The 22,569-nt window shown below is 62.7% G+C and carries 24 protein-coding genes; 7 read left to right on the top strand and 17 right to left on the bottom strand.

Going from position 1 to position 22,569, the window contains the following annotated elements; translation table 11 throughout:
• Nucleotides 1–3: 3 nt before the first annotated feature.
• From M8Q45_RS21705 to M8Q45_RS21690, 4 genes are all read right to left on the bottom strand, one after another.
• On the bottom strand, nt 4–678 hold the full coding sequence (locus M8Q45_RS21705; protein ID WP_249876341.1) for an urease accessory protein UreF: 675 nt from the start codon (nt 676–678) through the stop codon (nt 4–6).
• Nucleotides 675–1,175 carry an urease accessory protein UreE gene (gene ureE, locus M8Q45_RS21700; protein WP_030140127.1) on the bottom strand — a complete coding sequence of 167 codons (501 nt, stop codon included), beginning with the start codon at nt 1,173–1,175 and terminating at the stop codon, nt 675–677. The genes M8Q45_RS21705 and ureE overlap by 4 nt, the downstream gene beginning before the upstream one ends.
• Nucleotides 1,176–1,443: 268 nt before the next feature.
• Nucleotides 1,444–2,076 (bottom strand): TetR family transcriptional regulator, encoded by a 633-nt coding sequence (locus M8Q45_RS21695; protein ID WP_249876340.1) that lies wholly within the window; start codon nt 2,074–2,076, stop codon nt 1,444–1,446.
• 155 nt (nt 2,077–2,231) lie between these two features.
• Nucleotides 2,232–2,741, bottom strand: coding sequence for a hypothetical protein (locus M8Q45_RS21690; protein ID WP_249876339.1), 510 nt, complete (start codon nt 2,739–2,741; stop codon nt 2,232–2,234).
• 390 nt (nt 2,742–3,131) lie between these two features.
• Between M8Q45_RS21690 and M8Q45_RS21685 the strand changes: the two genes are divergently transcribed.
• A complete protein-coding gene (locus M8Q45_RS21685) occupies nt 3,132–5,207 on the top strand; it encodes an AsmA family protein (protein ID WP_249876338.1) in 2,076 nt (691 codons plus the stop codon).
• 103 nt (nt 5,208–5,310) lie between these two features.
• Here M8Q45_RS21685 and M8Q45_RS21680 read toward each other — a convergent pair whose 3' ends face one another.
• Together M8Q45_RS21680 and M8Q45_RS21675 are read right to left on the bottom strand one after the other, a co-directional pair.
• Entirely contained in the window at nt 5,311–5,841 is a 531-nt protein-coding gene (locus tag M8Q45_RS21680; RefSeq protein ID WP_030140123.1) for a ferritin-like domain-containing protein, read from the bottom strand.
• Nucleotides 5,842–5,895: 54 nt separating this feature from the next.
• Nucleotides 5,896–6,837 (bottom strand): LysR substrate-binding domain-containing protein, encoded by a 942-nt coding sequence (locus M8Q45_RS21675; protein ID WP_249876337.1) that lies wholly within the window; start codon nt 6,835–6,837, stop codon nt 5,896–5,898.
• Between the two features lie 128 nt (nt 6,838–6,965).
• On the opposite strand from M8Q45_RS21675, the gene M8Q45_RS21670 reads away from it, so the two are divergent.
• The 4 genes from M8Q45_RS21670 (at nt 6,966) to M8Q45_RS21655 (ending at nt 10,378) form a co-directional block, all read left to right on the top strand.
• Nucleotides 6,966–7,604, top strand: a complete 639-nt coding sequence (locus tag M8Q45_RS21670) for an FMN-dependent NADH-azoreductase (RefSeq protein WP_249876336.1) — start codon at nt 6,966–6,968, stop codon at nt 7,602–7,604.
• A 102-nt stretch (nt 7,605–7,706) separates the two neighbouring features.
• Nucleotides 7,707–8,597 carry an esterase/lipase family protein gene (locus tag M8Q45_RS21665; protein WP_249876335.1) on the top strand — a complete coding sequence of 297 codons (891 nt, stop codon included), beginning with the start codon at nt 7,707–7,709 and terminating at the stop codon, nt 8,595–8,597.
• Nucleotides 8,598–8,835: 238 nt separating this feature from the next.
• A complete protein-coding gene (locus tag M8Q45_RS21660; RefSeq protein ID WP_249876334.1) occupies nt 8,836–9,135 on the top strand; it encodes a PsiF family protein in 300 nt (99 codons plus the stop codon).
• Between the two features lie 229 nt (nt 9,136–9,364).
• Complete coding sequence (locus M8Q45_RS21655) at nt 9,365–10,378, top strand: AI-2E family transporter (protein WP_030140118.1); 1,014 nt, start codon at nt 9,365–9,367, stop codon at nt 10,376–10,378.
• Between the two features lie 167 nt (nt 10,379–10,545).
• On the opposite strand, the gene M8Q45_RS21650 is transcribed toward M8Q45_RS21655, so the two are convergent.
• Nucleotides 10,546–11,811: an Hsp70 family protein gene (locus tag M8Q45_RS21650; protein WP_249876333.1), complete on the bottom strand. Its 1,266-nt coding sequence runs from the start codon at nt 11,809–11,811 to the stop codon at nt 10,546–10,548.
• 294 nt (nt 11,812–12,105) lie between these two features.
• Between M8Q45_RS21650 and M8Q45_RS21645 the strand changes: the two genes are divergently transcribed.
• Nucleotides 12,106–13,044, top strand: coding sequence for a DnaJ C-terminal domain-containing protein (locus tag M8Q45_RS21645; protein WP_249876332.1), 939 nt, complete (start codon nt 12,106–12,108; stop codon nt 13,042–13,044).
• Nucleotides 13,045–13,283: 239 nt separating this feature from the next.
• The gene (locus tag M8Q45_RS21640) at nt 13,284–13,583 is read left to right on the top strand and encodes a chaperone modulator CbpM (RefSeq protein WP_249876331.1); all 300 of its coding nucleotides are present in this window, start codon (nt 13,284–13,286) and stop codon (nt 13,581–13,583) included.
• Nucleotides 13,584–13,731: 148 nt separating this feature from the next.
• Here the strand turns inward: M8Q45_RS21640 and ureC are convergent, their stop codons facing one another.
• The 10 genes from ureC to urtB all read right to left on the bottom strand — a co-directional run bounded on the left by ureC (nt 13,732) and on the right by urtB (nt 22,555).
• A complete protein-coding gene (gene ureC / locus M8Q45_RS21635) occupies nt 13,732–15,432 on the bottom strand; it encodes an urease subunit alpha (RefSeq protein ID WP_249876330.1) in 1,701 nt (566 codons plus the stop codon).
• A 124-nt stretch (nt 15,433–15,556) separates the two neighbouring features.
• Nucleotides 15,557–15,865: an urease subunit beta gene (locus M8Q45_RS21630; RefSeq protein ID WP_249876329.1), complete on the bottom strand. Its 309-nt coding sequence runs from the start codon at nt 15,863–15,865 to the stop codon at nt 15,557–15,559.
• Nucleotides 15,862–16,395 carry a GNAT family N-acetyltransferase gene (locus tag M8Q45_RS21625; protein ID WP_249876328.1) on the bottom strand — a complete coding sequence of 178 codons (534 nt, stop codon included), beginning with the start codon at nt 16,393–16,395 and terminating at the stop codon, nt 15,862–15,864. Before M8Q45_RS21625 ends, M8Q45_RS21630 begins: the two co-directional genes overlap by 4 nt.
• 5 nt (nt 16,396–16,400) lie before the next feature.
• Nucleotides 16,401–16,934: a GNAT family N-acetyltransferase gene (locus M8Q45_RS21620; protein WP_249876327.1), complete on the bottom strand. Its 534-nt coding sequence runs from the start codon at nt 16,932–16,934 to the stop codon at nt 16,401–16,403.
• A 9-nt stretch (nt 16,935–16,943) separates the two neighbouring features.
• Nucleotides 16,944–17,246, bottom strand: coding sequence for an urease subunit gamma (gene ureA / locus M8Q45_RS21615; protein WP_249876326.1), 303 nt, complete (start codon nt 17,244–17,246; stop codon nt 16,944–16,946).
• 168 nt (nt 17,247–17,414) lie between these two features.
• Nucleotides 17,415–18,257, bottom strand: a complete 843-nt coding sequence (locus M8Q45_RS21610; RefSeq protein ID WP_249876325.1) for an urease accessory protein UreD — start codon at nt 18,255–18,257, stop codon at nt 17,415–17,417.
• Nucleotides 18,258–18,287: 30 nt separating this feature from the next.
• Complete coding sequence (urtE, locus tag M8Q45_RS21605; protein ID WP_249876324.1) at nt 18,288–18,986, bottom strand: urea ABC transporter ATP-binding subunit UrtE; 699 nt, start codon at nt 18,984–18,986, stop codon at nt 18,288–18,290.
• A gap of 118 nt (nt 18,987–19,104) precedes the next feature.
• On the bottom strand, nt 19,105–19,977 hold the full coding sequence (gene urtD / locus M8Q45_RS21600) for an urea ABC transporter ATP-binding protein UrtD (RefSeq protein ID WP_249876323.1): 873 nt from the start codon (nt 19,975–19,977) through the stop codon (nt 19,105–19,107).
• Nucleotides 19,974–21,053, bottom strand: a complete 1,080-nt coding sequence (gene urtC, locus M8Q45_RS21595; protein WP_249876322.1) for an urea ABC transporter permease subunit UrtC — start codon at nt 21,051–21,053, stop codon at nt 19,974–19,976. Before urtC ends, urtD begins: the two co-directional genes overlap by 4 nt.
• The gene (urtB, locus tag M8Q45_RS21590) at nt 21,053–22,555 is read right to left on the bottom strand and encodes an urea ABC transporter permease subunit UrtB (protein WP_249876321.1); all 1,503 of its coding nucleotides are present in this window, start codon (nt 22,553–22,555) and stop codon (nt 21,053–21,055) included. Before urtB ends, urtC begins: the two co-directional genes overlap by 1 nt.
• Nucleotides 22,556–22,569 lie beyond the last annotated feature (14 nt).

The following is a 22,569-nucleotide window of genomic DNA, read 5'->3' as shown; positions in this document are numbered from 1 at the left end:
CTCCTAGGAACGGAACAGGCGGCTGTACTGGCGCTCGTGGGCCATGCACGCCAGGGACAGGCCAAACGCGGCGCTGCCGTAATGGTCGGGATCAATGTTCGAGGCGGTGTGCTGGGCTTGTTGCAGCAGCGGCAGCAATTCGCTGGTCAGGCGCTGGGCGGCTTGTTGGCCCAGGGGCAGGGTTTTCATCAGCACCGCCAGTTGGTTTTCCAGCCAGCTCCACAACCAGGCGGCGAGGGCATCTCCTGGCGTGATATTCCAGGCGCGGGCCGCCAGGGCCCAGCACAGGGCCAGGTGTGGTTCGCTGCGCTGCTCGAGAAAATGGCGTGCCGCACTGTCGAGTTCCGGCAGGCCCGCAAGCAATTGCTGCAACGAGTAGCCCATCTGCCGGCTTTCCTGGTACAGCTCGCGGGTTTCCCGGCTGGCACGGTGCTGTTCGCAAAGTCGTAGCAGCGCGTCCCAATCGTTGGCCGCGGCAGCGCTGCAATGGGCCAGGAGCAAGGGCGCTTCAAACCGTGCGAGGTTCAGCAGCATCTGGTCACTTATCCAGCGGCGTGCGTCGTCGGGCGTCTTGATCAGGCCGTTATCCACCGCCATTTCCAGCCCTTGGGAATAGCTGTAGCCGCCAATCGGCAGTTGTGGGCTGGCCAGGCGCAACAGCGCCCAGGCCGGGTTCATGTGCGCACGCCAAATTGATGCAGGCGCGGCGCGTAGTTGAAGTCCTCGTCGCCGTGCCGGGAATGATGATGGCCGCCGCCATAGGCGCCGTGTTCCGGCTGGAACGGAGCCTCGATGGATTCGACGGTGGCGCCCAGTTGTTCGAGCATCGCCTTGAGCACGTAATCATCCAACAGGCGTAGCCAACCATCGCCCACTTGCAGGGCGACATGGCGATTGCCCAAGTGGTAGGCCGCTCGGGTCAGTTCGAATGCGTTGGCGCAGGTCACATGCAGCAATTGCTCGGGGCGGGCGCAGACTCGCACGATGCGCCCATCCTCGGCCTGCAGGTATTCGCCGTCATGCAACGGCGGTTGGCCTCGCTCGAGAAACAGCCCGACGTCTTCTCCCTCGGCACTGAAACAGCGCAGGCGGCTTTTGCTGCGGGCATCGAAGGTCAGGTGCAATTCGGCGTCCCAGCCCGGTTGAATGTCGATTCTGCGGTGAATCACCAGCATTGGAGTGCTTCCAGCCTTGAACAATGCTGTGTTTAGAGCAAGGGCCTTGCCAATCGAAGGGGATGTAGGAAATGGCTAGCGTGGCGTTGCCGGATGGGGGCTTGGGCGTGCCATGTTGGTGCGTGTCGTGGTGGGGCGCACTGTTTTGCGGCGGATGCGGCATTGTGGGAGCGAGCCTGCTCGCGAAAGCGGTGGCTCAGTCGACACTCATGTATCTGACCCGCCGCCTTCGCGAGCAGGCTCGCTCCCACAGGAGGGCATTTCGCGGTTACTCGGTGCTGCCCAATCCGCGCCAATGCTTGAGGCCGATGAAGATGAACCGCAGTTGCTGGGTAATCTTTGCCTGGGGGGTGAGGTGTTCGGGAAGTGCTTCGGCGGGCGGGTCGATGATGTCCGGCAGGGTGGCGAAAACGCTTTTCACGATGAGATCTGCCATCACGTTCAGGCCTGCGAGGTCCAGGTGCTGCAGTTTCGGCATCAGCGCCAGGTCGGCGGCCAGGTCCGAGCTGATGTCCTCGCGCAGCCTCGCGATGGCTTGGCGCACTGGCAGCGAACCGCCATATTGCTCGCGGGCCAGGAACAGGAACTGCGAGCGGTTGGCGTGGACCACGTCGAGGAAAATCCGCACCGAGGCATCAATGATGCCGCCCATGACAAATTCGTTGTGGCGTACCAGTCGGATGGTTTCGCGGAAGGTCTGGCCGACTTCGCTGACGAGCGCCAGGCCCAGTTGGTCCATGTCGTCGAAATGCCGGTAGAAGCCGGTAGGTACGATGCCGGCGGTCTTGGCGACTTCGCGCAGGCTCAGGCTGCCGAATCCCCTGCCGCACTCCATCAAATGACGGGCTGCATCCATCAGGGCGTTTCGGGTTTGTTGTTTCTGTTCGGCGCGCGGCAGCATTGCAGGACTGACTTCCGAGTCATGGGAGCGATGCACTCTAGCAAATAGGCTTTGGCGTCGTCGAACGGTAGGGCAGGTAGAGGCGGGAAACGAGGTGCTTTGAAAATCAAAAGCCCGATTCGAGGAATCGGGCTTTTTTCTGGGCCACCATGGGCTCAGCTCACTGCGCTGTTACGTTCGATTACACGGTCACCACCGCCTTCGGCAAGGGTCTGGCCTTGTGGCGTGCGATCAGAGCCGTCAGCTGCCAGGGTTTCGCCCAGTGGAGTGCGGTCGGAGCCGTCAGCTGCCAGGGTCTCGCCCAGTGGAGTGCGGTCGGAGCCGTCAGCTGCCAGGGTCTCGCCCAGTGGGGTGCGGTCGGAGCCGTCAGCTGCCAGGGTCTCGCCCAGTGGGGTGCGGTCGGAGCCGTCAGCTGCCAGGGTCTGGCCTTGTGGAGTGCGGTCGGAACCGTCAGCTGCCAAGGTCTGGCCTTGTGGGGTGCGGTCGGAACCACCTTCGACCAAGCCTTTTTCTTCCAGGCGGTCACGGCCACCTTCAGCTACGGTCTGGCTATAGACAGACTGGCTGTCCTTGACCTGTGGCGTGGCTTGTTCGGAAGCTGGCAGGGCAAAAGCGGTCGAGGCCAGCAGTGAAAGGGACAGGCTCATCAGTAATTGGCGTTTCATGATCGTTGCTCCTTGGGAGGGCTAAAAAGTGGGTACGAGGGCAATGCTACTCTCGATAAGTCGATATAAAAGTTCATAAACACAATGGTAATAATCAACGGAATTGATTGTTCTGGGGAAAGGCTCTAGGACGGGCCTTTCAGAGGAGCGTTTTCGCCCTGGAGTGGGTAGTTTGTACTCACTCGTGCCCCGCAAATGTGCGGGGGCGGTAACAGGTAGCTGTCGAATCGGTCAGGTTCTTGCGCATTTTTTAGTGCCGTTCGTCGCCCTTGATGGTAAACCTGTCGGCCGTTTTGCCTGTCCAACAATCATCCGCAACGAACCGGCCACAGGTTCGTGCTATCCCCGGCGTCGCGGTTCGGACGCCCATTTGCCTCAGGAGCCTTGTGCATGACGCGCACCTCAAAAATCTTCGCCTGGGGCTTTGCCTGCCTCGTTGTCCTGTTGGTCGTGCTGGTGCTGGTCATCGCGTTCTTCGATTGGAATCGCCTCAAGCCCACGCTCAATGCCAAGGTTTCCGAGGAGCTGCATCGTCCGTTCGCGATCAATGGCAACCTGGCGGTGGTTTGGCAGCGCGAACCGCAGGAGGGTGGCTGGCGGGCCTTTGTGCCATGGCCCCATGTGGTGGCGGAGGATTTGAGCCTGGGCAATCCGGACTGGTCGAAGACCCCGCAGATGGTCACGCTCAAGCGCGTGGAGTTGCGTATTTCGCCCCTGGCGTTGCTGGCCCGGCGCGTGGCTATCCCGCGTATCGACCTGACTGGGCCCGATGCCAGCCTGCAGCGCCTGGCTGATGGGCGCGCCAATTGGACATTCCAGTTCGATCCAAAAGACCCGGACGCCGAACCGTCCAGCTGGGTAGTGGACATCGGCGCCATCGGCTTCGACAAGGGCCACGTCACCCTCGATGATCAAACACTCAAGACCCGCCTCGACCTGGTGATCGATCCGTTGGGCAAGCCTATCCCGTTCAGCGAAATCGTCGGCGAGAAAACCGCCAGCAAAGCTCGGGAACAAGGGGCGACGCCACAGGACTATGCCTTCGCCTTCAAGGTCAACGGGCAATACCATGGGCAGAGTCTCGGCGGGTCCGGCAAGGTCGGCGGTTTGCTGGCGCTGCAAGATGCGTCGCAGCCATTCCCATTGCAGGCCCAGGCGAAGGTCGGCGACACCCGCGTCGAACTGGCCGGTACCTTGACCGACCCGAAGAATCTCGGCGCCTTGGACCTGCGCCTGAAGCTGGCCGGCAACAGCCTGGCCAATCTTTATCCGCTGACGGGCGTGACCCTGCCGGATTCGCCGCCTTATTCCACGGACGGTCGATTGATCGCCAAGCTTCATGAGCCAGACGGCGCCCAGTTTCGCTATGAGGGGTTCAACGGCAAGATCGGCGACAGCGACATCCATGGCAACCTGGCCTACGTCGCCAGCCAGCCCCGGCCAAAGCTCAGCGGTGCGCTGGTGTCCGACCAATTGTTGTTCAGCGATTTGGCGCCGCTGATCGGCGCGGATTCCAACGCCGAACAAAAAGCCCGTGGCGGCGCCAGCAAACAGCCGTCCGACAAGGTGTTGCCGGTGGAGGCGTTTCGCACCGAGCGCTGGAGCGTGATGGACGCCGACGTTGAATTTACCGGTAAACGTATCGTCCACAGCGAGCAACTGCCCTTTACCGATCTCTACACGCACCTGGTGCTCAACGATGGCCAACTGAGCCTGGAACCCTTGCGCTTTGGTGTGGCCGGCGGCCGGCTCGATGCGCAGATCCGCCTCAATGGTCACACCCAGCCTCTCGAAGGCCAGGCGAAACTGACCGCCCGTGGCTTCAAGCTCAAGCAGTTGTTCCCGGGCTTCGAGCCGATGAAGACCAGCTTCGGTGAGCTCAACGGTGACGCGGATATTTCCGGGCGCGGCAATTCGGTGGCGGCGTTGTTGGGCACCTCCAACGGCAGCTTGAAAATGTTGATCAACGACGGCGCCATCAGCCGCGAGCTGATGGAGCTGGCGGGCCTCAACGTCGGCAACTACGTGGTGGGAAAAATCTTTGGCGACAAGGAAGTGAAGATCAACTGCGCGGCGGCAGACTTCGATATCAAGACCGGCCTGGCAACCACGCGCCTGTTCGTGTTCGACACCGAGAACGCAATCATCTATATCGACGGTACGGCGAACATGGCGACCGAGCAGTTGGACCTGACCGTTACCCCCGAGTCCAAGGGCTGGCGGCTGATTTCCCTGCGCTCGCCGCTGTACGTGCGGGGCACGTTTGCCAAGCCTGCCGCGGGGGTAAAGGCCGTACCGCTGATGCTGCGCGGTGCCGGGATGGTTGCGCTGGGTGTCATCGCCGCGCCGGCGGCCGGCCTGCTGGCCCTGGTGGCGCCCAGCGGTGGGGAGCCGAACCAGTGTGCGCCGTTGCTTGAGCAGATGAAGGCGGGCAAGGCGCCGGTGACCGTCAAGCCGACTCGGTAGTTATATTTTGTGAAGAGGCTGCTGGCCTCTTCGCGGGCAGGCTCGCTCCCACAGAATCCAGAAAGCGATCATTGTGGGAGCGAGCCTGCTCGCGAAAGGCGAATCAGAGATCGGCCAGGATATCGGCCATGTCATCGGCGTGCTCTTCTTCCTGGGCCAGGATGTCTTCGAAGATGCGCCGCGTGGTCGGGTCTTTTTCGCCGATGTACTGCACGATTTCCCGGTAGCTGTCGATGGCGATCCGTTCGGCCACCAAGTCTTCGAACACCATTTCCTTGAGCGTATTGCCGGCGACGTACTGGGCATGGGAATGCCGGGTCAGCAGGTCGGGATTGAATTCCGGTTCGCCGCCTAATTGCACGATGCGTTCGGCGAGCCGGTCGGCGTGCTCGGATTCCTGGTTGGCGTGTTCGAGGAATTCGCTTGCCGCGACGCTGGCCTTCAGGCCGGTGGCCATGAAGTAGTGACGCTTGTAGCGCAGCGTGCAAACCAATTCGGTGGCCAGTGCTTCGTTCAGCAGGCGGATGATTTCCTGTCGATCGGCGTTGTAGCCTTCGGTGACTGCGCCGTTCTGGACGTTCTGGCGCGCACGTTCGCGCAGGGTCGTGACGTCGGATAAGTGCATGTCGCTCATCTCGTTCTCCTGGAGGCTGATCCGGTAGGGCCACGCTCTGCTGGCGTGATCGCTCTAGTTCTGAGTGATGCGATCCTGGAAAAGTTTTACCGGATTTTTCAGGGCGTGCCCGGACAAGCGCGCTTCCTCCTCCACCCATTGGAAAAACGCCCGCACCGGCGGATGCCGTTCACGGCCAGGGACGCACAGCGCGCTGTAGCCTGCGCCGTCGATCTGGATCTGCGGGCGATAGCCCACCAACAGGCCACTGGCGACGCTCTCTGAAACCAGGATATCGCTCGCCAGCACCAGCCCTTGCCCGGCAATCGCTGCTTGCAGTGCGTAGTGCTCTTCATCGTACTCACGCATGCACGGCTCGCGGGTCAGCCAGGTTTCCCCGGCCCGGGCGCACCACGCTTCCCAGCCATGGGCGTACAACTTGGAATTGTGCCAACGCACGCTGATCAACGTCGGCGGCTGCCGGGTAGCCAGCGCCACTTGTTCCGGCGAGCCATACACGCCGAAGCTTTCATCGAACAGGCACAGCCCGTACAGGTTCGAGTAGGTGTCCAGGCTGTAACGCACCACCAGATCGACGCTGGCGTCCTGGTGCAGGTCGATGACGTCGCAATGGGTGTCCAGCCGCACGTTGATGTTTGGGTGGCGCCCATAGAACCGGCCCAGGCGCGGCACCAGCCACAGGGCGGCAAACGCAGCGGTGGTGGAGAGGGTCAGGTGAGTCGTGCTGCGTTGCGGGCGCAGGCTGTCGACGCTTTGTGCAACGTCCAGCAATGCCCCGTGCAAGCTCTGGAATAGACGCTGCCCGGCGTCGGTAAGACGCACCCGGCGCGGCAGGCGTTCGAACAATGGCATCCCCAGCCAGGTTTCCAGCGAGCGAATCTGGTGGGAAATCGCCGTTGGCGTGACCGACAGCTCTTCGGCCGCTGCCTTGAAGCTGAGCAGCCGTGCTGCGGACTCGAAAGCTCGCAAGGCGTTGAGGGGCAGGGTGGCAAACATCGGACATCTCCAATGGATGAATACAGCTCATCCTGATCAATTAACGCTCATTTGAACTCAAGCGCTACGAGGCCCAAGACTGCGAGCTACAAGCAGTTCCGATTGTAGTCGCAATGAAGGAGTTACAGATGAGCAGTATTCTTGTCGTACACGGCAGCCCGCGCGGCGAGCGTTCCCATTCCCGGCGGTTGACGGAAGCGTTCATAACGGCCTGGCAGGCTGCCAACCCTCAGTCCTTGCCGACCCGTCGCGAAGTGGGGCGCACCGTCATTCCGGCCGTCAACGAAGCCTTTATCGCCGCGGCGTTTTATCCAGAGCCCCAGGCGCGGCCGTTGAGCATGCAGGCGGACCTGGCGTTGAGCGACAGCCTGGTGGCGGAGCTGAAGGCCCACGACCGGTTGGTGATCTCCGCGCCCATGCACAACTTTGGCGTGCCCAGCGGTGTGAAGGCCTGGATCGACCAGATCGTGCGCATCGGCCTGACGTTCAATCACAGCCTGGACAACGGTGTTTCGCAGTACGAGCCGCTGGTGCTGGGCAAGAAGGCGCTGATCGTGACCAGCCGTGGCGATTTTGGCTTCGGTCCCGGCGGTCCACTGGAAGCCATGAACCATGCTGACACGTGGCTGCGAGCCGTCCTGGGCTTTATCGGCATCAATGACGTGACGGTGGTGGCGGCCGAAGGCGAAGAGTCGACCGAGCACAGCTTCGCGCGGTCCTGCGCCGAGGCCGAGCAGCGCTTGCTGGCGCTGGCCCGGACGTTCTGATGGCCTGGGTCCTGCCGTGATCGGGCTGAAGTGACATAGCTGTCATAGACTGGTCATCATCGGTGCTGATGCTGACCCCCTCTTGATCGCAAGGATGTCGCCATGTCGCAACGCTGTGCCACTCGCTACCCGCTGGTACTGGTACCGGGCATGCTCGGTTTCATTCGCCTGGTCTTGTATCCGTACTGGTATGGCATCGTGGAGGCGTTGCGCCGGGGCGGGGCGGTGGTGATCCCGGTGAAGGTCTCGCCCCTGCATTCATCCGAGGTGCGCGGTGAGCAGCTGCTGGCACGGATTGAAGAAGTGCTGAAGCAAACCGGCGCGCAGAAGGTCAACCTGATCGGCCACAGCCAAGGCAGTCTTACCGCTCGCTATGCCGCCGCCAAGCGTCCGGACCTGGTGGCGTCGGTCACGTCGGTGGCCGGCACCAACCACGGTTCCGAATTGGCCGATTACCTGCAGGCCCACTATCCGGCCGACAGCGCCAAGGGGCGGTTGCTCAGTGCCCTGCTGCGACTGATCAACGTGCTGATGTGCTGGCTGGACACCGGCTATCGAGGCCCACGGCTGCCGGCTGACCTCGATGCCTCCCACGCGTCGCTGACAACCGCCGGGGTGGCGCTGTTCAATGAACGTTATCCACAGGGCTTGCCTTCCACTTGGGGTGGGCACGGCCCGGAAGAGGTCAATGGCGTGCGTTACTACTCCTGGTCCGGAACGTTGCAACCGGGCAAGACCGACAGGGGCCGCAACCTGTTCGACGGCACGAATCGAAGCTGCCGGTTGTTTGCCCGGACTTTCGTGCGTGAGGCGGGGCAGTGTGACGGCATGGTCGGGCGCTACAGTTCGCACCTGGGCACGGTGATTCGTGATGACTATCCGCTGGACCATTTCGACATCGTCAATCAGTCGCTGGGGTTGGTAGGCCGGGGGGCGGAGCCGATCCGGTTGTTTGTCGAGCATGCCGAGCGGTTGAAGGCTGCTGGGGTGTAGATCGTCAGGACGGCCGCGTTATCGTTCTTCGTCGGATCGCCGCCCGGAGCAAGCTCGCTCCCACAGGGATCCCTGGTGTGCACACTATCTGCTGTACACGGAAGATCTACTGTGGGAGCGAGCTTGCTCGCGATGGCGATAGACCAGGCACAGGAGATCCAACAGATGAAGGTGTAACAGGCTTTGTCTACACTGCACCCCATCGCCGTACCCTTGTGCGGCAACCAGGAGAAACACCATGAAAATGCTCCGTGTGCCTTTGTTGATGATCGGTTTGCTGCTCTGTTCCCAAGGCTTCGCCGCCACGGCCCAGCAAACCAAGATGACCACCTGCAACGCGGACGCCACCGCCAAGGCGCTCAAGGGCGACGAACGCAAAGCATTCATGAGCAATTGCCTGAAGGCCGCTCCGGCCGCCGCCGCTACCCCCAGCACGCCCCAGGAACGCATGAAGTCCTGCAACGCCACCGCCACTGCCCAGGCGCTCAAGGGTGACGCTCGCAAGACGTTCATGAGCGAGTGCCTGAAGAAAAAATAATCGATTCGTGGGGCCCCTATCGCGAGCTCGCTCCCACCATGGACCGGGGAACGTCGATCCCTGTGGGAGCGAGCTTGCTCCGGGCGGCGATCCGACGATGGGGCCGGCACAGCCACTGCAAAAAAACACCTGAACTGCGACCAAGGTCGGCCGATACAATCTCTAGTGCTGCTGGTGGATCGCTGGCAGACTGCGAATCCTTTCACGCCGTTTTTTGTCCTGGGGCTGTATGCCAACGTTTTCTCAGCGTCATGTGTTGTTGGTGATCAGTTGGGTGATCATTTTTGGTGGGTTGTTGCTGGTGTTGCCGCTGCGCCTGTTGCCGAGCCTGTTGGCCGGGTTGCTGGTGTTCGAACTGGTCAACATGCTCACCCCGCAGTTGCAACGACTGATCGAAGGCCGGCGTGCCCGCTGGCTGGCGGTGGCCTTGCTGGGCACGCTGGTGGTGAGCGTGCTGTCGCTGATCTTCGCCGGAGCCATCAGCTTCCTGCTGCATGAAGCAGAGAACCCAGGCGCATCCCTCGATAAATTCATGGGCGTGGTCGACCGCGCCCGTGGGCAACTGCCGCCGTTCATCGATGCCTACCTGCCGGCCAGCGCGGCCGAGTTCCGGGTGGCGATCAGTGATTGGGTGAGCAAACACCTGAGCGACTTGCAGTTGGTGGGCAAGGACGCGGCCCACATGTTCGTGACGCTGCTGATCGGCATGGTGTTGGGGGCCATCATTGCCTTGCAGCGCATCCCCGACCTGACCAAGCGCAAACCCCTGGCCGCCGCGCTGTTCGATCGCCTGAACCTGCTGGTCAAGGCGTTTCGCAACATCGTATTTGCCCAGATCAAGATTTCCATGCTCAACACGTTCTTCACCGGGATCTTCCTGGCGGTGGTGCTGCCGCTGTTCGGCATTCACCTGCCGCTGACCAAGACATTGATCGTGATGACGTTCCTGCTGGGGCTGTTGCCGGTGATCGGCAACCTGATGTCCAACACGCTGATCACCATCGTCGCGCTGTCGCTGTCGATCTGGGTGGCGGTGGCGGCGCTGGGTTACCTGATCGTGATCCACAAGCTCGAATACTTCCTCAACGCCCGCATCGTCGGCGGGCAGATCAGCGCCAAGTCGTGGGAATTGCTCATGGCGATGCTGGTGTTCGAAGCCGCGTTCGGCCTGCCGGGGGTGGTGGCGGGGCCTATCTACTATGCGTATCTCAAGAGTGAGTTGAAGCAGGTGGGGATGGTGTAGGGGGGCAGCTGCAAGCTTTGAGCTGCAAGCTGCAAGCTGCAAGCTTTGAGCTTCAAGCTTCAAACAAAGGCAAAGGCAAAAGCCAAAGCCAAAGCCAAAGCCAAAGCCCGCCGCGCCGCCTGACTGCTCTTCCTTGAAGCTTGCAGCTCGAAGCTCACAGCTGCCTTTTACCCATACCGCTTCATCGCCTCGATCGCCAACCCGCTGCCGATACTGCCGAAGATATTGCCTTCCACATGTCGCGCCTGGGGCAGCATCGCCGAGACGCTGTTGCGCAGCGCCGGGATGCCGCTGGAGCCGCCGGTGAAGAACACCGTATCGACCTGATCAACCCGCACGTTGGCATCGTTGAGCAACTGCGTGACGCTGCCGCGTACCCGCTCAAGCAGGCCGTCGATGGCCGACTCGAACAAGGCCCGGCTCAGGTCCACGCTCAGGCCCGGCTCGATCCGGTCCAGGGCCACGTGGCGCTGGTCGGCGTGGGTCAGTTGGATCTTGGTTTCTTCCACTTCCATCGCCAGCCAGTGCCCGGCGCGCTGTTCGATCAACTTGAACAGCCGGTCGATGCCGCCGGTGTCTTCGATGTCGTAGCGCATGCTGCCCAGGGCCAGGGTGGATTTCTGCGAATACACCGCGTTGATGGTGTGCCAGGTCGCCAGGTTCATGTGGTGGCTGGTGGGCATGTAGGCGCCGCTTTTCATGCGGCTGCCGTAGCCGAACAGCGGCATCAGGCCTTGCAGGCTGAGTTGCTTGTCGAAGTCGGTCCCGCCGATGTGCACGCCGCCGGTGGCGAGGATGTCAGCGTGGCGGTTGTCGTGCATGCGCCGTTCGGGCGACAGGCGCACCAGGGAAAAGTCCGAAGTACCGCCGCCAATGTCGACGATCAGCACCAACTCTTCTTTCTCGATGGTCGATTCATAATCGAAGGCCGCCGCGATGGGCTCGTACTGGAAGGAGACTTCCTTGAAGCCGATGGCGCGTGCCACATCGACCAAGGTGTTTTCCGCTTCCTGGTCAGCCAGCTCATCGTCATCGACGAAAAACACCGGGCGGCCCAGCACCACTTCCTCGAATTCCCGACCGGCGGCGGTTTCGGCACGCTGCTTCAACTGGCCGATGAACAATCCCAGCAAGTCCTTGAAGGGCATGGCCGTGCCCAGGACGCTGGTGTCGTGCTTGATCAGCTTGGAGCCCAGCAGACTCTTGAGCGAGCGCATCAGCCGGCCTTCGTAGCCTTCCAGGTATTCGTGCAGGGCCAGGCGGCCGTACACCGGACGGCGCTCTTCCTGATTGAAAAAGACCACCGAGGGCAGGGTGATCTTGTCATCCTCCAGCGCGATCAACGTTTCCATGCCGGGGCGCAGCCAGCCGACGGTGGAGTTGGACGTGCCAAAGTCGATGCCGCAGGCACGGGCCGGGGATGCGTTTTTCATGTCTTTCAGGTTCCGGTTGAAAAAACGGCCGCGCAGTGTATGCCAGTGCGACGCGGATTCGAAGGCCGGTTATCCGCTAATTCGCAAACAGGGGCCTTGAAAGACGACCCGACACCCCCAAACTTGCTGGCATGAGCCGGTGGCACAGGGCGGGCACAAGAACCGCCACCCGCTGCCGATAAACTTCTGATGCACCGTCCGGTCACACTTTTGAGGCCGGTCAACCCGCTGTCCGGTCGTCCGGGCATGCCGTGCGTGGCGGTGCGACATCGATAACGGATGGTGATGCTTAAGATGGACTTCAAAGACTACTACAAGATCCTGGGTGTCGAGCCGACGGCAGATGACAGCACGATCAAGGCTGCCTACCGCAAGCTGGCGCGCAAGTACCACCCGGATGTGAGCAAGGAAAAGGACGCCGAGACCAAGTTCAAGGATGTCTCCGAAGCCTATGAGGCGTTGAAAAGCGCCGACAAGCGCGCCGAATACGACGACCTGCGCCGCTACGGCCAGCATGGCCAGCCGTTCCAAGGCCCGCCGGGCTGGCAGAGCCGTGGCGGTTTTGGTGGCCAGGACACTGGGGATTTTTCGGACTTCTTCAGTTCGATTTTCGGTAATCGCGGGCCGGGTTTCGGTGGTGGACAGTCAGGTCGCAGCGCCGGCCGTCGGGGGCAAGACGTGGAAATGGAATTACCGATCTTCCTGGAAGAAACCCTGTCGAACGAATCGAAGAAGGTCAGCTTCCAAGTGCCGCAATACAACGCGGCGGGCCAGCACGTGAGCAATACCAGCAAGAGCCTGAACGTGAAGATTCCGCTGGGGGTCACCGATGGCGAGCGCATTCGCCTCAAGGGCCAGGGCGCGCCGGGCATCGGCGGGGGTGCCAATGGCGACTTGTACCTGACCATTCGTTTCGCCCCGCACCCCAAGTTCGATGTCGAAGGCCAGGACCTGATCATCACCTTGCCCCTGGCCCCGTGGGAATTGGCCCTGGGCACCGAAGTGGCGGTGCCGACCCTCACCGGCAAGATCAACCTCAAGGTCCCGGCCGGCAGCCAGAACGGCCAGCGCATGCGCGCCAAGGGCCACGGCTTGCGCAACAAGGCCGGCGAGCGTGGTTATTTGTTCGTGCAGCTCAAGGCCGTGATGCCCAAGGCCAGCGACGAGGCGGTCAAGGCGTTGTGGGCGGAGCTGGCGAAGAAAGCCGCGTTCGACCCGCGGGAGAATTTCTGACCGCGGCCGGCCTCTGTTGGCAGGAATTGGTAGGGACTGGTGGGAGCTGGTAGGAGCTGACGAGTGAAACGAGGCTGCGATCTTTTGATCTTGATCTTTTGATCTTGATCTTGATCTTTCGCTCTAGACTCAATGGTCAATGGAAAGATCGCAGCCTCGTTTCACTCGTCAGCTCCTACGCCCCTACGTTCCTACGTTCCTACGCCCCTACACAGTTGAAGCATTGGGAGAAGCAGACCATGAACAACCCGATCATTGAACTGAACCTGATGGAATTCTGTGAAGCCACCGCATTGGCCGATGTCCATGTAATCGAAATCGTCGAACATGGCATCCTCGAACCTCACGGCACGGCCCCCACGAATTGGCGCTTCACTGATTACGAACTGGTCCTGGCCCGGCGTGCAGCGAAGCTGCGCCGCGAGTTGGAGCTGGAATGGGAAGGCGTCGCCCTGGCGCTGGACCTGCTCGAAGAGGTCCAGCAACTGCGCAACGAAAACCGCATGCTCAAGCAGCGGCTGGGGCGGTTGGTGGAATGAGACAAGCCCGGACATAAAGCTCTGTGGCGAGGGAGCTTGCTCCCGCTGGGCCGGGCTGGCGCTCCAGTGCGAAGCAGCGCTCGCTTTTTGGCGGTTGCTGCGCAACCGAGCGGGAGCAAGCTCCCTCGCCACGGGGCCAGTTACCCACTCAAAACAGAAAATACCGCTGCGCCATCGGCAGCACTTCCGCCGGTTCACACCACAACAACATTCCATCGGCCTTGACCTGGTAGGTCTGGGGGTCGACGTCGATGCTCGGCAGGTAGTCGTTGTGGATCAGGTCGGTTTTCTGCACATCGCGGCAGCCTTTGACCACGGCGATTCTTTTCTTCAACCCAAGCTGTTCCGGCAGTCCCGCCTCGGCAGCAGCCTGGCTGATGAAGGTCAGGCTGGTGGCATGCCGCGAGCCGCCGAAGCTGGCGAACATCGGCCGGTAATGCACCGGTTGTGGCGTCGGGATCGAGGCGTTGGCGTCGCCCATCAGGCTCGCGGCAATCGCCCCGCCCTTGAGGATCAGCGTGGGCTTGACGCCGAAAAACGCCGGGCGCCACAGCACCAGGTCGGCCCACTTGCCCACTTCGATGGAACCCACTTCATGGCTGATGCCGTGGGTGATCGCCGGGTTGATGGTGTACTTGGCGATGTAGCGCTTGATGCGGAAGTTGTCGTTGCCTTCGCCGTCGCCGGGGAGGGCGCCGCGTTGTTTCTTCATCTTGTCGGCGGTCTGCCAGGTGCGCGTGATGACTTCGCCGACACGGCCCATGGCCTGGCTGTCGGAGCTGATCATCGAGAAGGCGCCGAGGTCATGAAGGATGTCTTCGGCGGCGATGGTCTCGCGGCGGATGCGGCTTTCGGCGAATGCCACGTCCTCGGCGATGCTCGGGTCGAGGTGATGGCAGACCATCAACATGTCCAGGTGTTCATCGATGGTGTTGCGGGTGAACGGCCGGGTCGGGTTAGTGGAGCTGGGCAGCACATTGGGGAAACCGCAGGCCTTGATGATGTCCGGCGCATGGCCGCCACCGGCGCCTTCGGTGTGGTAGGTGTGAATGGTGCGGCCCTTGAACGCGGCCAGGGTGGTCTCGACGAAACCGGATTCGTTGAGGGTGTCGGTGTGGATCGCCACCTGCACGTCGTACTGGTCGGCCACGCTCAGGCAGTTGTCGATGGCCGCCGGGGTGGTGCCCCAGTCTTCGTGCAGCTTCAGTCCGATGGCGCCGGCCTTGACCTGTTCGACCAGCGGCTCCGGCAGGCTGGCGTTGCCCTTGCCGGTGAAGCCGATGTTCATCGCGAAGGCATCGGCGGCCTGGAGCATGCGCGCCAGGTGCCACGGCCCGGACGTGCAGGTGGTGGCGTTGGTCCCGGTGGCCGGGCCCGTGCCGCCGCCGATCATGGTGGTGACGCCGCTCATCAGCGCTTCTTCGATCTGCTGCGGGCAGATGAAGTGGATGTGGGTGTCGATGCCGCCGGCGGTGAGAATCATGCCTTCGCCGGCGATCACTTCAGTGCTGGCGCCGATGGCGATGGTCACGTCGGGCTGGATGTCCGGGTTGCCGGCCTTGCCGATCGCCGCGATGCGTCCGTCCTTGAGGCCGACATCGGCCTTGACGATGCCCCAGTGGTCGATGATCAGCGCGTTGGTGATCAACGTGTCGACGACCTCGGCGGCCAGCAACTGGCTCTGGCCCATGCCGTCGCGAATCACCTTGCCGCCGCCGAACTTCACTTCTTCGCCGTAGGTGGTGAAGTCCTTTTCCACTTCGATCCACAATTCGGTGTCGGCCAGGCGGACCTTGTCGCCGACGGTGGGGCCGAACATGTCGGCGTAGGCTTGGCGGGAGATTTTCATGTGCTTGCCTTGGGATTCAATTAGATGTTGGACCGCTCGCATTACTCGCTATCGCAGCCTTCGGCAGCTCCTACAGGGGCGCGTACATCTGTAGGAGCTGCCGAAGGCTGCGATCTTTTGATCTTTAATCCAGGTCGCCCATGACCCGCCCGGCAAACCCGAACACCCGGCGGTGCCCGGCCAGTTCGACAAGCTCGACTTCACGACTCTGGCCCGGCTCGAAGCGCACCGCCGTGCCGGCCGGGATGTTCAAGCGCATGCCACGGCTGGCGGCGCGGTCGAAGGCCAGGGCGTCGTTGGTCTCGAAAAAGTGATAGTGCGAGCCGACCTGGATCGGTCGGTCGCCGCTGTTGGCGACGTTCAGCGTGAGCGTGCGGCGGCCGACGTTGAGTTCGATGTCGCCGGGCTGGACCTGGTATTGGCCGGGAATCATTGCGGTTGCCCCAAAAGCTTGTAGTAGATGGCGGTCGGGGTGTAGGTCCCGTCCGGGCTCTGGCAGTAGTCGGGCAGTTCGCCGACACGGGTGTAGCCCATGGCGCGGTAGAACGCCTCGGCCTCGGAGCCGGCCTCGGTGTCGAGGTACAGCAGGCCACGCTTGTGCTGGCGGGCGCCAAGCTCCAGGGCGCTCATCAATTGCTGGCCCAGGCCCCGACGACGAGCCTCGCCGCGCACCAGCAGCTTCTGCACTTCGGCGCGGTTGCGGCCGTTGGGCTTCTGGCACAGGGCAAGCTGGACGCTGGCCTGCACCTGTTCATCCTTGACCACCACCCATAGCAGCAGGTGGCCCTGGTTGAGACTGGTCTGGACCTCGTCGAAATAGGCCCGGGCCTGGACGGCATCGAGGTCGGCCATGAACCCGACGCTGGCGCCATAACCCACGGCGTCGAGCAACAGATCGATCAGGCCCTGGCGATAGTGCGCAAAGCTTTCAGCGTGGACTCGACGCAACTGGGCGGCGTTCATCGGTATCACTCCTTGTCGATGGCGGGCGGTAGCGCCCCGGGATTGAGGACCAACTGCATGAAAGTCAGGTCCAGCCAGCGGCCGAACTTGGTGCCCACCTGCGGCATCTGCCCGGTGGTGACGAAACCGACCCGCTCATGCAGGCGAATCGAGGCCGAGTTGCCGCTTTCGATGGCGGCGACCATGACGTGTTTATCGCAGGCCCTGGCGCGCTCGATCAGGACAGCCATCAGCAACGGGCCAAGGCCGTTGCCGCGTTGATCGCTGCGTACGTAGACCGAGTGTTCCACGGTGTGACGGAAGCCGTCGAACGGCCGCCAGTCGCCGAAGGAAGCGTAGCCGAGCACGTTATCTTCGGCGTCCACGGCGACGAGCACCGGGTAGCCCTGGGTTTGCCGGGCGCTATACCAGGCCTGGCGGTTGCCCAGGTCCACGGCCTGCTCGTTCCAGATCGCCGTGGTGTTGAGCACGGCGTCGTTGTAGATATCGCGGATCGCCGCCAGGTCGGCGGGCTGGGCGTCACGAACATGGACAGTCATGGGGTGGCCTCAGGCGATGGGCTGGTGGACGGTGACCAGTTTGGTGCCGTCGGGAAACGTCGCTTCGACCTGGATCTCCGGGATCATCTCCGGAATGCCGTCCATCACCTGTTCGCGGCTCAGCAACGTGGTGCCGTAGTGCATCAGCTCGGCGAGGGTCTGGCCGTCACGGGCGCCTTCGAGCAGTGCGGCGCAAATGTAGGCCATGGCCTCCGGGTAGTTGAGCTTCACGCCGCGGGCCAACCGTCGTTCGGCGACGAGGCCGGCGGTGAAGATCAGCAGCTTGTCTTTTTCGCGTGGGGTCAGGTCCATGTGCAATCCATAAGGGCAGATAAAAATTTCTTGCGGTAAACACAGGTCCCCTTGTGGGGGATCCTCTGTGGGAGCGAGCTTGCTCGCGATAGCAATCGAACATTCAACATAACCGTTGGCTGATACACCGCTATCGCGAGCAAGCTCGCTCCCACAGGGAAAGCAAATTCAGGTGCTCCAGATTCTTGGTGGCATGGCTTCTCTTCCAAGCAACGCCGGGCGAAGGAGCCGCCACAATTCAATCAACCACCCCCGCGCCAGCCACGCCTCGCTCGCCAGGCAGCGGGCCACGAGCAAACCGGGCAATTGGGTCAGGTCGCCGCGCACGGCATGGCCCAGGGATCGGCAGCGTTCAAGCAGTTCGCTGTCGATCTCGCCGGTCACCAGCAACGTGGCAAACACCGGGTCGCCGCCCAGGCCGATGGGCGAGTCCAGCAGTCCATCGCCACCGACGATGCGCTGGCGCTCATGCCACAACAACTGTCCATCGCGGCGGATGTCCAGCCGTGACTGGAAATGCCCTCGGTCGAATCGTTCGCCGCTGGCCGGTCGGCCGAGGGCAACCATGTCCCAATAGAACAACCGGGCATCGCCCTGCAGGTCGATGTTTGTGGTGAGTTCGGCCTGGGCTGCGCTGAATACGATGGTTTCCTGGGGCAGCCACTCCAGGATCGCGCCGCAGGCCACGCTAAGGGTCAGTTGCTGGTACGCCGGGCCGGCGGCGCGGTACCACTTGGCCGCGCCGGGGCTGGTCAATTGCGCCCAGGCATCGGGGCCGACGTGGGCCGAGATGTCCAGCCGATCCCCACCGGCAATCCCGCCGGGCGGGTGGACGATGATGTGCTGGCACACTTCGGGGCCTTCGGCGTACAAGTGCTTCTGCACCCGCAGCGGGCCCTTGTGGCGGCGCTGTACCGGGCGTGTGCAATCGCCGAAGCGGGCATAGCCCAAGTCCAGCTCGGCGTGCCAGCTGGGGGTGAACAGGGCTGATGGCGATACAGGTAGATTCATGATTTTCTGATTGTCGTCGGGACGCTAAGCCTAGATCGTTACCAGCCCGCGTACACCCTCGGCTTCCATATTTTCTCCGCGGCCCTGCTGCACGATCTCACCCCGGGACATCACCAGGTACTGATCGGCCAGCTCGGCGGCGAAGTCGTAGAACTGCTCCACCAGCAAAATCGCCATGTCGCCTCGTGCCGCGAGTTTCTTGATGACCGCGCCGATTTCCTTGATCACCGACGGCTGGATGCCTTCGGTGGGCTCGTCGAGAATCAGCAGCCGCGGCCGGCTGGCCAAGGCGCGGCCAATGGCGAGCTGCTGTTGCTGGCCGCCGGACAAGTCGCCGCCACGGCGTTGTTTCATCTGCAGCAGCACCGGGAACAATTCGTAGATGAAGGCCGGTACTTCCTTGGCTTCGGAGCCGGGGAAACGCGACAGGCCCATCAGCAGGTTTTCTTCCACGGTCAATCGCCCGAAAATCTCCCGGCCCTGGGGCACGTAGGCCATGCCGGCGTGCACCCGCTGGTGCGGCTTGAAGGCAGTGATGGGTTTGCCCTCCCAATTCACCGCACCTTCCTTGGCCGGCAGCAGGCCCATCAGGCACTTGAGCAGGGTGGTCTTGCCCACGCCGTTGCGCCCCAGCAGGCACGTCACCTCGCCGACCTTCACGTCGAACGACAGGCCGCGCAGGATGTGGCTACCGCCGTAGTATTGGTGGAGGTGTTGGACTTGTAGCATTTGAACTCCGTTTTTTAGAGCTTCAAGCGGCAAGCTTCAAGCTGCAAGTAAGAGCAGGATGGTGTACGGCTTTGCTTTCAACTTGCCGCTTGAAGCTTGCGGCTTGGCGCTGGCCGATTTATCGACCCAAATACACCTCGATCACCCGCTCATCGGCCTGCACCTGTTCCAGCGACCCTTCGGCCAGCACGCTGCCCTGGTGCAGCACGGTGACGTGGTCGGCGATCGCGCCGACGAAGCCCATGTCGTGCTCCACCACCATCAGTGAATGCTTGCCCGCCAGGGACTTGAACAGCTCGGCGGTGAAGTCGGTCTCGGCGTCGGTCATGCCCGCCACCGGCTCGTCGAGCAGCAACAGTTGCGGGTCCTGCACCAGCAGCATGCCGATCTCCAGGAACTGTTTCTGGCCGTGGGACAACAGCCCGGCAGCGCGGTTGATGGAGGTGGTGAGGCGGATGGTCTCGAGCACTTCGTTGATACGGTCGCGTTGCTCGCCGGTCAGTTTTGCCCGCAGGCTGGCCCACACCGATTTGTCGGTCTTGAGCGCCAGCTCCAGGTTCTCGAACACGCTCAGGGCTTCGAACACCGTCGGCTTCTGGAACTTGCGACCGATGCCGGCCTGGGCGATCTGCACCTCGCTCATGGTCGTCAGGTCCAGGGTCTCGCCGAACCAGGCCTTGCCGTGGCTGGGGCGGGTCTTGCCGGTGATCACGTCCATCAGCGTGGTCTTGCCGGCACCGTTGGGGCCGATGATGCAGCGCAATTCGCCGACGCCGATGTACAGGTTCAAATCGTTCAAGGCCTTGAAGCCATCGAAGCTGACGCTGATGTCCTCAAGGGTCAGGAGGGTGCCGTGGCGGGTGTTCAGGCCAACACCGGCGGCCTGGCCGAGGCCAATGGCGTCGCGGCTGCTGCCTTGGTCCCGATTGGCATCGATAGGGGGCTCAAGGATCGGTTCGAGCATGAAATCCGCCGTAGGTGTGATTCTCATTGTTCGCCCCTTTTCTTCAGCAGCCCGATCACGCCCTTGGGCAGGTACAGGGTCACGACGATGAACAGGGCGCCGAGAAAGAACAGCCAATACTCAGGAAACGCCACGGTGAACCAGCTCTTCATGCCATTGACCACGCCGGCGCCCAGCAACGGCCCGATCAGCGTGCCGCGCCCGCCGAGGGCGACCCACACGGCGGCCTCGATGGAGTTGGTCGGCGACATTTCGCTGGGGTTGATGATGCCCACTTGCGGCACGTACAACGCCCCGGCGAGGCCGCACAGCACCGCGCTCAACACCCAGACGAACAACTTGAAGCCACGGGGATCGTAGCCGCAGAACATCAGCCGGTTTTCCGCGTCGCGCAGGGCAGTCAGCACCCGGCCGAATTTGCTGCGGGCCAGGCGCCAGCCAATGAACAGGCTCGCTACCAACAACAATACCGTGGCGAAAAACAGCACCGCGCGAGTGCCTGGCTCGGTGATGCCACAGCCCAGGATCGAACGGAAATTGGTGAAGCCGTTGTTGCCGCCAAACCCGGTCTCGTTGCGGAAAAACAGCAGCATCCCGGCGAACGTCAGGGCTTGGGTCATGATCGAGAAATACACGCCCTTGATCCGCGAGCGGAAGGCGAAGAAGCCAAACACCAGCGCGAGCAAACCCGGCGCCAGCACCACCAGGCACATCGCCCAGAGGAAACTGTCGGTGCCGGCCCAGTACCAGGGCAGTTCGGTCCACGACAGGAAAGTCATGAACGCAGGCAGGCCATCGCCGGCGGCCTGGCGCATCAGGTACATGCCCATGGCGTAGCCGCCCAGGGCGAAGAACAAACCATGGCCCAGGGAGAGCAAGCCGGCGTAGCCCCAGACCAGGTCCAGCGCCAGGGCGACGATGGCGTAGCAGAGGATTTTGCCCACCAGGGTGAGGGTGTACGCCGAGACGTGCAGCGGGTTGTCCGCCGCCAGCAGCGACAGCAGCGGCAGGCTCAACAGCACGGCGAGGACCAGCGCGCCGACGGCGAGGGTGACTTTGGGACCGGCCTTTTGCGTGGCCGTGAGCATCAGGGGCTGGTTCATCAGTCGATTACCCGTCCTTTGAGCGCGAAGAGGCCTTGCGGACGCTTCTGGATGAACAGAATGATCAGCGCGAGGATCAGGATCTTGCCGAGCACGGCGCCGATCTGCGGTTCGAGGATCTTGTTGGCAATGCCCAGGCCGAACGCGGCGAACACGCTGCCGGCCAACTGGCCCACGCCGCCGAGCACCACCACCAGGAACGAGTCGATGATGTAGCTCTGGCCCAGGTCCGGGCCGACGTTGCCGATCTGGCTCAGGGCCACGCCGCCAAGTCCGGCGATGCCCGAGCCGAGGCCGAAGGCGAGCATGTCCACCCGGCCCGTGGGCACACCGCAGCAGGCGGCCATGTTGCGGTTCTGCGTGACGGCACGGACGTTCAGGCCCAGGCGCGTCTTGTTCAGCAGCAGCCAGGTCAGCACCACCACGAACAAGGCGAAGGCGATGATCACGATGCGGTTGTACGGCAGCACCAGGTTCGGCAACACCTGGATCCCGCCCGACAGCCAGGCCGGGTTGGCGACTTCGACGTTCTGTGCGCCGAACACCAGGCGCACCAGTTGGATCAGCATCAGGCTGATGCCCCAGGTGGCGAGCAGGGTTTCCAGCGGCCGTCCGTAGAGGTGGCGGATCACCGTGCGCTCCAGGGCCATGCCGATGGCGGCGGTGATGAAAAACGCCACGGGCAGGGCGATCAGCGGATAGAACTCGATGGCATTCGGGGCGAAGCGCTGGAACAGCATCTGCACCACGTAGGTGGAATAAGCACCGAGCATGAGCATTTCGCCGTGGGCCATGTTGATCACCCCCAGCAGGCCGAAGGTGATCGCCAGGCCGAGGGCCGCGAGCAGCAGGATCGAGCCCAGGGACATGCCGCTGAAGGCCTGGCCCAGCAACTCGCCCACCAGGAGCTTGCGCTTGACCTGGCTGAGGCTGGTCTCAGCGGCGGTGCGCACGGCGCCATCGGTTTCGACGCCGGGTTCGAGTAGACCTTCGAGGCGGGTGCGGGCCAGCGGGTCGCCGGTTTCTCCCAACAGCCGGACAGCGGCCAGGCGCACGTTCGGGTTGCTGTCCACCAGTTGCAGGTTCGCCAGGGCCAGGCTCAGGGCGGCGTGTACGTCTTCGTCCTGCTCGCCGGCCAGTTGCCGATCGAGAAACGCCAGTTGCGCCGGGCGGGCGCTTTTTTGCAGTTGCTGCGCGGCGACCAGGCGTACGCGGGCATCGACAGCGAGCAGTTGATGGCTGGCCAGGGCGGTTTCGATCAGCCCTCGCAAGCGGTTGTTCAGGCGCAGGGCCTTGGGTTGGCCGTCGACGGTCAACTGGCCTTGCTGCAAGGCGTTGATCAGTTCGACGCGCCCAGGCTCCGGCTGCGCAGCCCAGGCTTCCAGGAGCTTGGCCTGCTGGGTCGGGTTGGCGGCGACGAAGTCTTCGGCGTCGCCGGCGTATGAGGCCATCGGCAGTAACAATGCGATGGCGAGGATGAGGCGGTAAAGGGCGGTGGGCATAGCGAGTCGCCTTA

The sequence above is a fragment of the Pseudomonas sp. T1.Ur genome (assembly GCF_023516725.1).
Lineage (GTDB): Bacteria > Pseudomonadota > Gammaproteobacteria > Pseudomonadales > Pseudomonadaceae > Aquipseudomonas > Aquipseudomonas alvandae.
This window is presented reverse-complemented; position numbering and strand designations above follow the sequence as displayed.

What these genes read in the sequence shown, in the direction of transcription:
- M8Q45_RS21620 (WP_249876327.1), bottom strand. Translation starts at nt 16,934, where the DNA reads ATGACTGTCCATGTTCGTGACGCCCAGCCCGCCGACCTGGCGGCGATC.
- M8Q45_RS21655 (WP_030140118.1), top strand. Translation starts at nt 9,365, where the DNA reads ATGCCAACGTTTTCTCAGCGTCATGTGTTGTTGGTGATCAGTTGGGTG.
- M8Q45_RS21705 (WP_249876341.1), bottom strand. Translation starts at nt 678, where the DNA reads ATGAACCCGGCCTGGGCGCTGTTGCGCCTGGCCAGCCCACAACTGCCG.
- M8Q45_RS21695 (WP_249876340.1), bottom strand. Translation starts at nt 2,076, where the DNA reads ATGCTGCCGCGCGCCGAACAGAAACAACAAACCCGAAACGCCCTGATG.
- M8Q45_RS21640 (WP_249876331.1), top strand. Translation starts at nt 13,284, where the DNA reads ATGAACAACCCGATCATTGAACTGAACCTGATGGAATTCTGTGAAGCC.
- M8Q45_RS21680 (WP_030140123.1), bottom strand. Translation starts at nt 5,841, where the DNA reads ATGAGCGACATGCACTTATCCGACGTCACGACCCTGCGCGAACGTGCG.
- M8Q45_RS21650 (WP_249876333.1), bottom strand. Translation starts at nt 11,811, where the DNA reads ATGAAAAACGCATCCCCGGCCCGTGCCTGCGGCATCGACTTTGGCACG.
- urtC (WP_249876322.1), bottom strand. Translation starts at nt 21,053, where the DNA reads ATGAACCAGCCCCTGATGCTCACGGCCACGCAAAAGGCCGGTCCCAAA.
- M8Q45_RS21685 (WP_249876338.1), top strand. Translation starts at nt 3,132, where the DNA reads ATGACGCGCACCTCAAAAATCTTCGCCTGGGGCTTTGCCTGCCTCGTT.
- urtB (WP_249876321.1), bottom strand. Translation starts at nt 22,555, where the DNA reads ATGCCCACCGCCCTTTACCGCCTCATCCTCGCCATCGCATTGTTACTG.
- ureA (WP_249876326.1), bottom strand. Translation starts at nt 17,246, where the DNA reads ATGGACCTGACCCCACGCGAAAAAGACAAGCTGCTGATCTTCACCGCC.
- ureC (WP_249876330.1), bottom strand. Translation starts at nt 15,432, where the DNA reads ATGAAAATCTCCCGCCAAGCCTACGCCGACATGTTCGGCCCCACCGTC.
- M8Q45_RS21660 (WP_249876334.1), top strand. Translation starts at nt 8,836, where the DNA reads ATGAAAATGCTCCGTGTGCCTTTGTTGATGATCGGTTTGCTGCTCTGT.
- urtE (WP_249876324.1), bottom strand. Translation starts at nt 18,986, where the DNA reads ATGCTACAAGTCCAACACCTCCACCAATACTACGGCGGTAGCCACATC.
- urtD (WP_249876323.1), bottom strand. Translation starts at nt 19,977, where the DNA reads ATGAGAATCACACCTACGGCGGATTTCATGCTCGAACCGATCCTTGAG.
- M8Q45_RS21630 (WP_249876329.1), bottom strand. Translation starts at nt 15,865, where the DNA reads ATGATTCCCGGCCAATACCAGGTCCAGCCCGGCGACATCGAACTCAAC.
- M8Q45_RS21690 (WP_249876339.1), bottom strand. Translation starts at nt 2,741, where the DNA reads ATGAAACGCCAATTACTGATGAGCCTGTCCCTTTCACTGCTGGCCTCG.
- M8Q45_RS21670 (WP_249876336.1), top strand. Translation starts at nt 6,966, where the DNA reads ATGAGCAGTATTCTTGTCGTACACGGCAGCCCGCGCGGCGAGCGTTCC.
- M8Q45_RS21610 (WP_249876325.1), bottom strand. Translation starts at nt 18,257, where the DNA reads ATGAATCTACCTGTATCGCCATCAGCCCTGTTCACCCCCAGCTGGCAC.
- M8Q45_RS21625 (WP_249876328.1), bottom strand. Translation starts at nt 16,395, where the DNA reads ATGAACGCCGCCCAGTTGCGTCGAGTCCACGCTGAAAGCTTTGCGCAC.
- M8Q45_RS21645 (WP_249876332.1), top strand. Translation starts at nt 12,106, where the DNA reads ATGGACTTCAAAGACTACTACAAGATCCTGGGTGTCGAGCCGACGGCA.
- ureE (WP_030140127.1), bottom strand. Translation starts at nt 1,175, where the DNA reads ATGCTGGTGATTCACCGCAGAATCGACATTCAACCGGGCTGGGACGCC.
- M8Q45_RS21665 (WP_249876335.1), top strand. Translation starts at nt 7,707, where the DNA reads ATGTCGCAACGCTGTGCCACTCGCTACCCGCTGGTACTGGTACCGGGC.
- M8Q45_RS21675 (WP_249876337.1), bottom strand. Translation starts at nt 6,837, where the DNA reads ATGTTTGCCACCCTGCCCCTCAACGCCTTGCGAGCTTTCGAGTCCGCA.